At 70.4% G+C, this 8,644-nt stretch carries 5 protein-coding genes and 1 pseudogene; 3 read left to right on the forward strand and 3 right to left on the reverse strand.

Going from position 1 to position 8,644, the window contains the following annotated elements; translation table 11 throughout:
• Positions 1-116 precede the first annotated feature (116 nt).
• Positions 117-632, reverse strand: a complete 516-nt coding sequence (locus ACP4IX_RS35740; RefSeq protein ID WP_426558750.1) for a hypothetical protein — start codon at positions 630-632, stop codon at positions 117-119.
• Positions 633-751: 119 nt separating this feature from the next.
• Here ACP4IX_RS35740 and ACP4IX_RS35745 point away from each other — a divergent pair, with 119 nt between their 5' ends.
• Positions 752-889 carry a hypothetical protein gene (locus ACP4IX_RS35745; RefSeq protein ID WP_426558752.1) on the forward strand — a complete coding sequence of 46 codons (138 nt, stop codon included), beginning with the start codon at positions 752-754 and terminating at the stop codon, positions 887-889.
• A 192-nt stretch (positions 890-1,081) separates the two neighbouring features.
• Here ACP4IX_RS35745 and ACP4IX_RS35750 read toward each other — a convergent pair whose 3' ends face one another.
• A complete protein-coding gene (locus ACP4IX_RS35750) occupies positions 1,082-3,121 on the reverse strand; it encodes a serine/threonine protein kinase (RefSeq protein ID WP_426558754.1) in 2,040 nt (679 codons plus the stop codon).
• A gap of 199 nt (positions 3,122-3,320) precedes the next feature.
• Positions 3,321-6,884, reverse strand: coding sequence for a HelD family protein (locus ACP4IX_RS35755; RefSeq protein WP_426558755.1), 3,564 nt, complete (start codon positions 6,882-6,884; stop codon positions 3,321-3,323).
• 715 nt (positions 6,885-7,599) lie between these two features.
• Here ACP4IX_RS35755 and ACP4IX_RS35760 point away from each other — a divergent pair.
• Together ACP4IX_RS35760 and ACP4IX_RS35765 are read left to right on the forward strand one after the other, a co-directional pair.
• Positions 7,600-7,734: pseudogene (locus ACP4IX_RS35760) on the forward strand (IS701 family transposase); the annotation flags it as partial.
• A gap of 470 nt (positions 7,735-8,204) precedes the next feature.
• The gene (locus ACP4IX_RS35765; RefSeq protein WP_426558757.1) at positions 8,205-8,570 is read left to right on the forward strand and encodes a hypothetical protein; all 366 of its coding nucleotides are present in this window, start codon (positions 8,205-8,207) and stop codon (positions 8,568-8,570) included.
• The last annotated feature ends 74 nt before the right edge of the window (positions 8,571-8,644 follow it).

Below are 8,644 nucleotides of genomic sequence, written 5' to 3' on the forward strand. Positions count from 1 at the left end.
CGCACGGTGACCACGAGCCCTTACTGGCCAAGGAATACGCCACTCTCGATTACACGAGGTTGCCAGTGTCACACCCCTACCGGATGTGTCTCATGGGTACCGTGGGGTCCCCGGCTCTACTCCTGAACGAAGTCGTAGACAGCCCGTTGAGGGTCGGTTTTGACGATGAGCCCGTCCGTGCACAGGTCGCGCAGGATCTGCCGGACCCGTTTCTCCGCTGCCCGTTGGTCTTCCCACGTGAGACCGTGGTCGCCCAGAGCCTTGATCGCACGCTGCGGATCCCAGGTACCTCCGAGGGCACGAATCGCCTGGGCGAGGACATGCCGGTCGGGATGATCTTTCTTGCGGTGGTTGGCGATGCTGGCAGGGGCGCCGCTGTAGTTGCAGTCGGCGCACTTCTCCCACGAGCAGTCCGGATCGGTGACGGCGGCGTGGCGGACGGAATGGTGCGAGCCGAAGCCGTGGGCGTGGAGCAGTTGAGCGACGGACCCGTCGTACTTGAGGGCCATGAGCGCTGCTTCGGCGATTTTGTCGTGGCCGGCGGCGAAGAACTTGCCCAGGCCGACGTCCTTCCCGCAGCCGCACCAGCACTTGCCGGTCGGGATGAGGCGAGGCTTCTCATTGCTTGGCATGAACCCAAGGTAGCAACCCTTGGGTTGTAGTCAAGGGGTAAATCCAAGGGCGACATTCAAGGGTGCATCGGCGTAAGCAGGCGCACAGCCGCAATCCGACTTCGTGCACAGCAGGGGCAGTGGCGCACGGCGGTCGGCTGCCGGTCATCGCCGAGGACATGCTGCACACGGTGCCGCGGCGTCACGCGGACGGCGAGTCCGTCGAGCAGATCCAGCCCGACCTCATCACCTTCAGGACCCCGCCTCGCTTCCTCTGACCGAGCGTCACCCTGGTCACAGAGATCAAATCGTCACTTCGCCTTGGCTTCGGGAGAGCAGGGCCGAGACCAAGGCCATCTCTGCCGTACGTCGGCCCGGTGACACCGGGCAGCCCCCTTGGGCGAACGGAGGACCGAACGCGGCGCGGCCTGCAGCAGGGTCCTCGAACGGGCACGTCCTCCCTGCACCGCTCAGTCCGGAGTGCAGGTACCCGAGCCGATGAACTCCGCGACTCCGCTGTTGCCCTGGTAGACCGCCACCGACCAGCGGGTGTAGTTCCAGTTCACGTCTCGGTCGTACTCGGCGGTCATCTTCTGGCAGACGGTCTTGGAGACGAGTTGCTGGAACTGGCTCCTCTGGGCGCGGCCCACGAGCACGTCCAGGTCGTCCACGGCCCACACGTAGGCGGCCTTTTCGACGGGATCGAAGCCGAGGCTGACGGAGTCGTCCCTGCCGAAGGGAGTCAAGCCGTACTGCCCTCCGGCGGCTCTGGTGTTCCAGGCTTTCGTGACGGCTTTGACGGCGGTGTCCGCGACACGGATCTCGGCCCTGTCGCTGCTGGGCATCGCGGCGGTCGCGATACCGGTCTCGCTTCCCTGCCACTGCCCCGCGGTCTCCGGGAGACAGCCGTCGGTCGCCTGCCCGAAGTCGAGGAAGGTCGGTTCCGTCTGGCCGTCGAAGTCCTTCCACAGGACGTGGTAGCGGCCGTACGGCCAGGTGGTGGGGGCTCCCTCGAGGCGGTGGGCGAGGGCGGTGCAGGCGGCCATCGCCCCTGCCCTGCCGAACACCTCCTTGTAGTCGTCGGTCAGTGTGGAGATCGGGCCGCCGGTGACCATCACCGTCTGGGCCCGTCTGTTGAACGTGATGGTGGGCTTCATGAAGGCCATGTCCTTCGTGCCGAGCATGGAGGTCATGTCCTTCCGGATGGCCTCCTCGACGTCCTTCTCGTCCGGGCCGGCCGCGGCTGTGCTCCTCGTCCACTCGTCGTAGCCGGGCTGAGCGGGGTCGTCGGCCCGCGTGTAGGCGGGATCGGGCACCCCGAGCAGCGGGTCGTTCGGAATGCCGACCGTACGGGGGTCGGCCGAAGGCTCCGTGCCGGTGCCCGATGCGGCAGGACCGGTGCGCGGGGCGTTCGGCTCCGCGGGCGCGGCGTGTACGTCGGCGGCGTCGTGCGTGGGGCTCTGCGTGCCGGAGGGGAGGGCGAGGGCGCCGCCCACGATGCCGCCGACGACGACCGCGGCCGCCAGGACCGTCGCGACCGTGCGTCTTCGGGAGCGCGTGGGCGGGTGGGACCAGGCGGGGTCGTCCAGGGGCGGCATGTCCCACTGGGCCGTCACCAGTTCGCCGACGCGGGTGGGTTCCAGTGCCGTGCCGTCTTCGAGGAGCTGCGTGTCCTGCGAGGCGAGAAGCGCCACGCACTCCTCCGCCGCCGAGGCGGCGCTCATCCGGCCGGCGGGCTCCTTCGCGAGGCACGTCTCCACGATTTCCCGCAGCTTCCCGGGCATGCCGTCGAGGTCGGGCTCGCCCGACATGACGCGGAACGCGACCACGTCCGGAGCACCGGTGCCGAAGGGGAGGCGACCGGTGGCAGCGTAGGCGACCAGCGCGCCCCAGGCGAACATGTCGCCCGCGGGCCCGGCGGTGCCGGTGCGGTAGTGCTCTGGACTGATCCAGCCGGGGGTGCCGGTCATGACACCGGTCCTGGTGATGCTCGTGCCATCGGCGGCATGGGCGATGCCGAAGTCCAGGACGCGCGGGCCGGCGGGGGTGAGGACGACGTTCTGTGGCTTGACGTCCCGGTGGACGACACCGGCGGCGTGGATGGCGGCCAGCGCCTGGGCTGTGCCGGTCGCGAAGGCGTACAGGGTTCCGCCCGACAGCGGTCCGCTGTCGGAGAGGTGCTGGTTGAGAGTGGGGCCGGGGGCGTAGACGGTGGCCAGCCACGGAGGGTTCGCCTCGGGCTCGGCCGCGAGCAGCGGTATGAGGCACGGGCCTTGGACTCGGCGGGAGAGGTCCACCTCGCGGCGGAACCGGGCCCGGAAGTCGGCGTCCTCGGCCTGTGCGGAGTGGATTACCTTGACCGCGACCCGAAGCCCGTCGGAGGTGAGTCCGGCGTGAACGGTTCCCATGCCGCCCGAGCCGAGTCGGCCGATGATCCGGTAGGGGCCGATACGTGAAGGGTCACCAGGGCGGACGGGCTGAATCCGCCCGCTCGGGCCGACAGTGCTCACAAGAAGTCCGTTTCGTCGTATGCACAAGTGGTTCGTCGGGCTGGGAGGGCCAGGGGCCGAGCGCGGGCGGGGGCTGCCGGTCTGTTCCTGGCCCGCTTCCCGCGGGGCTGGGGCCCGACGTGTTGTTCAGGCTCGGGAAGCGGTCGGCGCGTCCAGACCCGAGCGGTGCGGGACGGGACGCGCCCGGCCAGTGGTGATGTCAGGCCTGACCGGCATCGAGGCCGAGAGCGGTCGCGGTGTCCTGCCCGCCCCAGCCCTGCGGGGTGCGCCACAGGAGATGGACGCCGAAGACGTCGTGGACGGTGGCGGCCGACCAGTCCTCGGCGGGCGGCTGGGACAGCACCAGGTAGAGGCGGTCGGCGGTCGTCGGCAGGGTGTGGTTGGCCTCGCGGAGGCGGGCCGCTCCCGAACGGAGGTCGGGGTACGTGGACAGACCGGCGCCCAGGACCTCGTAGAGGAAGCGGCCGTGCTCAGTGGTGCAGTCGACGTCGACGACCGGTGAGTCGCCGTTCGGCTGCCGGTCGGCCCGCAGCAGGGCCGCCATCAGCTCGAGGCGCACCGCCTCATGGGTCTTGCAGACGCGGTCGGCCGCGGCCGCGGTCTCCAGGAACCGCAGCAGGTCCGTGCTCGGGACGGCCTTCGGTGCGGATGTCGGCGCATCGGTGCCGGTGGTTGTGCTGGGCATGGGGCGGTTCTCCTCCAGCTCCGACTGCTCGGGCTGCTCGGGCTGCTGTGGCGGTGCGGACGGTTCGGTCCGGCCGGACGGGGCGGGCTCGGGGGATCGCGCGGCGGCGGGCTCGGTGCCCCGGTTCTCCTTCACCGGACGGTCGGCGGTTTTGGCCGCGAGGCGCTGTTCCATCGTCCGGCGCGCCTCGGCCAGGGCCTCGGCCCAGCCGGTGCGCTGCAGCTCCGCCCGGAACCGGTCCAGGTCGGGGGTGTCCGAGGCGAGCGCGCGGTTGGTGTTCGCGGCGAGGTCCCGCAACAGGGCGAGACGGTCCCGGTCCGGGGAGCCGAGGATCCGCCAGACGTCCAGCCAGTCGTGCTGGTCCAGGCGCAGGCAGCGGTTGGCCATGCCCTTGAGTTCGGAGAGCCGGGCCCGGGCGTCGTTCGGGACGTTGCCGTCGGCCAGTTCCGCGATGACGGTGAGCGCGTCCACGTACCGCTCGGCCATGGTGAGTGAGACGGGCCTGCGTCCGCGCTCGTCGACGGTGACGAAGGTGACGTTGGAGGTGTGGCGCAGGACCCAGGCGTCCAGCTCCGCCCCGGTCTCGGGCGGTGTGGAGCCGTGGCGTACGGCCAGGAGCAGGGGGCGGTCGGTGGCGGGTGAGACGGCCTCGACCTTGTAGTTGCCGCCGGTGGTGTGGCCGACCACGCGGACCTTGATGTCGGTGCCGATCTCGGGGGCGTTCCCCGCCGCGGTGACCGGCCCGGCGGTACTGCCGGCGACCTCGTCGGTGCCGGGAGCGGCTCCGGTGGGCGGCTGTTCGGCGGGATCCGGGGTGCCGGTGTCCGTGAGGGCCTGCGGGAGCGGTGCGGTGTGCAGGACGGTCAGGGTCTGGGTGCTGCGGGTCAGCGCGATGTACAGCTGGCGCAGGCCGGCCGGGCCGCGAGCGGCGATGGTGGCGGGTTCCACCACGAGGACGTGGTCGTACTCCATGCCCTTGGCCTGGGCGGCGGCCAGCACGGACACCGCCTCGCGTTCCTGCTGCGTGAGACCGTCCGCCGCATCGAGGTGGCGGGCGATCTCGTCGAGCCAGCCGGAGTCGTCGGGGACGATGACGGCCACCGAGCGCAGGGTGTGACCGTCACTGCTGCCGAGGAGGCGGACGGCATGGGCAACGGTGTCGTCCAGGAGCCGCCACGGCTCGGTCGCGACGGTCCGGACCGCGCCTTCACCGGCTTCGCGCACCGCCTGCGGGTACGGCAGCGAGGGGGCGACCGTGCGGGCCAGCGGCGCGACGAACTCCATGATCTCGGCGGGCACGCGGTAGCTGGCGGTCAGTTCGGCCACGCGCCAGTCGCCGTGGTCGGACAGCAGGGTGCCCAGTTCCTCCCAGTCGGTGTGCACGCGCGGACCGGTGGCCTGGGCGAGGTCGCCGAGGACGGTCATGGAACCGCCCCGCGCGACGCGCCGGCGCAGGGTGCGGGCCTGCATGGGGGTCAGGTCCTGGGCCTCGTCGACGACGATGTGGCCGTAGCGGCGTGGGATCTCTCCGGTGATGAGGTACCGGAGTTCCTCGAGCAGGACGAGGTCGTCCAGGGTCCACGGGTCGCCGTCGGCGGTGGCGGCGCGGGGGCGGTGCAGGGCGGCCTGCTCCTCGTCGTCGAGGAGGTCGGCGGCGCAGGCGCGCAGCAGGTCGGGTGAGTCGTAGAGGCTGCGCAGGGCTTCCCTGGCGCCGGGCGAGGGCCAGACCCGGTCGAGGAGGCGTTCGACCCTGCGGTTGCGTTCCAGGCTGCGGCGGATCGTGCCGTCCGCGCCGCGGCGCGGGGCGACGGCGGCGAGTTCGGCCAGGAGGTGGTCGACGAGCAGGGTGCGGAAGCGGTCGCGGCGCTCGCGGTGGGCGCCGTCACCGCCGCGCGCCTCCTCGAGGAGGGCGAGGAGCCCGGAGCGCGGCACGCGCAGGGTGGTGCTGCCGGCGGTGACGGTGAACGCCGGCTCGTCGCCCTCGAAGGAGGGTGCGGTGAGGAGGCCGTCGAGGGCTTCGGGACGGCACTCGCGCTCGATCCGGCGGCGCAGGACGGCCGCCATGCGCTCGTCGGACTTCACCAGCCGTGCCCGCGGGGTGTCGGTGCCGAGGGACTCGCCCTCCCACAGGCGGGACAGCTGGACGGCGTTGACGTCGCGGGTGCCGAGGGTCGGCAGCACCTGGCCGACGTAGTCGAGGAACCGCTGGTGGGGGCCGATGACGAGGATGTCCGAGGCCGTGAAGTGCTCGTTGTTGACCAGCCAGGTCACGCGGTGCAGTCCGACCGCGGACTTGCCGGTGCCCGGCCCGCCCTGCACGACGAGGATGTCGGTCGGCGAACCCGTGACCAGCGCCATCTGGTCTCGGCGGATCGTCTCCACAATGTCCCGCATCCGGCCTCGGCGCGAACGCTGCAGCTCGCGCAGGAGGAAATCGTCCGGCTGCGGGGGCCTGCGGCGCTGGATACGGGCGACGTCGGCCGGAGTGCGGGCCGGCGGGCGCTCCCCGCGCTTCTCGGTGCCCGGCCGCCCTGCCTTCGGGGCGTCGTCGGCGGGAGGCCTGGGCGTGGGAACGAGTCCCGCGTCGGAGGCGGCATCGGGGGCGGCCTCGGAAACGGTGCCGGAAAGAGCTCCGGGCACGGCGATCTCATCGGAGTAGTCCTCGACGACACGCTCCGCGCAGCGCAGCCGCCTCCGCAGAACGACGTCGCCCGGCGCCTCCTGCTGCGCCTCGAGCCACTTGGTGGCCATCCCGCTGGTCCAGAGCACGACGACGGTGTCGCGGGTCCGGACGTCGGAGACGGGACGCCGGCCGACGTACCAGGGCCGGGGCTCGCCGCCGGGCTCCTCCGGGACGTCGACGCGGGCGAAGACCAGCGACTCGCCTCCGAGGTTGCCGTAGGCCGCTGCCCGCTGCTCCGCGTCCTTCTTGTTGGCGATGCCGTCCTTGCCGGTGGCCGACGCCGTGGCGGCCCCGGTTCCGTTCATCTCGGCCAGCCGTGCCTCGTAACAGGCGTACGCGTGGTCCACCGCCTTCTGCTCGAGGGCGATGACGTCGTCGCGTGTGGTGGTGCCCATGTGCTTTCCCTCCCTTGCGACGCCCCGCAGGACGCCGCTACGGGCTTACGCCCGTCCCCGGCGATATGACTATCAGAGACCGGATGGTGACGAACAGTCCGGGGCAGCATCGGAAGATCTCCCGCACGAGCTGTACTTGCTGAGGACCCGCGAGGCCGGCCTTCTGTCCTCCGTACGCCTGCGGGCTCGGACGGCCTTCAGGTGCGTTTCGGGCCACACATCTTCGCCGGCGCACCGGCGCGCTGTCGGCTGGCCGAGTACTCCTTGCTGCCGAACGACCCCGAGCAGATCCGCCATGGGACCATCCCTGCGGGTGCGGGGAGCAGGACCCACTGCACCCGCACCAGTTCCGGCACACGGGACCATCCCCGCGGGTGCGGGGAGCAGCCCCATCAGGAACCCGCCGGGTGCCGGTGAACGGACCATCCCCCGCGGGTGCGGGGGGCAGCTGCTGGTCCTGGTCGTGGTGGAGATCGTCGCGGGACCATCCCCGCGGGTGCGGGGAGCAGACTGTTTCACCTGCGGTTTCACAGCCGCGGAGACGCAGTTTCAGGCGACCGCTGTGGGAGGTGCTGCGGGTCGTGCCGCCGTCGCGGCTGCCTTCCGGTCTGTCGTGATCCACCCAGCCTCTGGACGGGAGGCGAGAGGCAGCCCCAGAAGGAGCCGGGCCTGCAGTGCGGCGAAGGAGGCAGGGACGGCGAGCAGCACTTCGTAGTCCGCGCATGCCTATATGCGGGAACTGATCGCGCCGCTGGAGCGGAAGAACGGCTGGACTCTGGCGGAGGAGGCCGGGCATGCGGGCCCCGATCGCATCCAGCAGCTGCTGAACCGCATCGAGTGGGCGGCCGAGCACGGCTTCGGTGGCGTGGATCTCCCGCTCGGAGAGCACGGCGTACCCGTGCACCTCCAGGGCGATCCCGGCGTCCGTGACGACGAGGCGGTGCATCAAGCGCGGCCTGGTCGGCGGTTCCTCCTGGCGGTTCTCGGTGAGGGTGAGCTCGTTCATCAGGCGGTAGGCCTATGAAGGTGTTGCACTTGTAGGCGTGTGGCTTTCGACGGCGCGGTCGAGGTATACGTGGCTGGGCAGTCCATCGCGGTCACGGGGGCACATGGGGAGGCACACCTCGATACCTCAGCGACTTGCAGCACGTCATCGATGCTTTGACATCGCTCGAGTCGCATAGCAAGATCCATATGCTTTAGGTATCACGGTGATGCACCAGAAGCGGGGGCATAGTGATGAAACGACTTGTTGCCGCGGTAGCCACTGGCGCCGCGGTAATGGCCACGGTCACAGGGTGCGGCGCCGACAATACTGAGTTGATCAAGCCGATCACGCACGAGATCGACAGCCTACGTGTTGAGATCAAGATGGAGTCTGAGGCTGTCGACGCGCACGATACGGATGCGAAGGACCACATCGAAAGCGTCAAGATGACGGCTGAGTACGTGACTCCCAAGCTGGCCGATCTTGCAGAAGATGCTCCCTCCGAAACGCGTGCCTTCGCGAACGCAGCACACGCATGGGCCGAAGCGGTTCTGACCTCCCGCACGGCCATTCTCGATCAGGCCGGCGAGGACACGGGCACCCTGGCTTTGGCGAACGTCGGCTTGGCAGCTCGCACCCTCGACCAGGAAGCCGAGGACCTCAGCGTCGGGGGCTGGGAAGGCGTCCACGACCTTTAGTACTCCAGCAGGACTTTGCTGTCTGACCTGCGGGTTTCGCTGGGCGGCTGGAGTGTAGCGGGACTTCGGTCGTG

The sequence above is a fragment of the Streptomyces sp. WG5 genome (assembly GCF_049974565.1).
In the GTDB taxonomy this organism is placed as follows: domain Bacteria; phylum Actinomycetota; class Actinomycetes; order Streptomycetales; family Streptomycetaceae; genus Streptomyces.